Raw genomic sequence first — 935 nt, forward strand, 5'->3', positions numbered from 1 at the left:
CACCCGTAATGGTTGGAAGATCGTCGATGAGGACGGCACAGAGCAGCTGCGGTATAACGCCCACAACGCTGCTGTTTCTACTGCTGGTCGGATGGTGCGGCCAAAACTACGCAAGCTCGATGAAAGCCCAACGCTTCGGGGTGTAGTAGTCGATTGCCTTGCCCGCAGGTGGTCACCTGGGCGCATTAGTGCATGGCTTGAGCATGCTTTCAGCGATGATGAAAGCATGCGTATTTCCCACGAAGCGATCTACAGTGCCTTATACATTCAAGGCAAAGGCAGCCTGCGAGCCGAGCTTGAAGAAGTCATGAAGACTAAAGACGTACTTATCCGCGGCGGCTCAACACGCAAGCGTCGTGCCCGAAACGCTGGCGTGTTAACCGGTCGCCCTTGGATCAAAGGTGCTGAGATCACCCACCGCAGCCCGGAAGCTGATGACAGGGCTATTCCCGGGCACTGGGAGGGCGACCTTGTTATTGGTAAAGGTGGCAAAAGCGCGCTGATTACCCTAGTAGAGCGCACCAGCCGTTACACCCTGCTTGGACACCTTCCCGATGAGCACAGTTCACACACCGTGGTCGCAACCCTGCAGGACATGGTCAAAGACCTCAACACCGAGCAGCTAAAGACCATCACATGGGACCAAGGCGCAGAAATGGCTGTCACAGCACAAGTCCAGATTAAAGACGGCTGCCAGGTGTTTTTCTGTGAACCGCACTCACCGTGGCAGAGACCAACCAACGAGAACACCAACGGCGAGATCAGGCGCAGGTTCTACAAAAAGGGCACCGACTTTGCCACCGTCACACCCGAACATGTCGCGTGGGTGCAAAATGAGCTCAACGAAACACCCCGACAAATCCTCGGCGGCGCAACCCCACGTGAAATACTTAACGAACTATTCAAGCGTGGCGCATCCACCGCTTGATTCCGCC

1 protein-coding gene is annotated in these 935 nt (G+C 55.7%); it reads left to right on the forward strand.

Annotation, left to right across the window (positions count from 1 at the left end):
• Nucleotides 1-928: IS30-like element IS1513 family transposase (locus tag QP904_RS11715; RefSeq protein WP_284836121.1), on the forward strand; the 928-nt coding region annotated here is incomplete at its 5' end.
• Nucleotides 929-935: the final 7 nt, after the last annotated feature.

Origin of the sequence: Corynebacterium nasorum, assembly GCF_030229765.1 — a bacterium.
GTDB classification, from domain to species: Bacteria; Actinomycetota; Actinomycetes; order Mycobacteriales; family Mycobacteriaceae; genus Corynebacterium; species Corynebacterium kefirresidentii.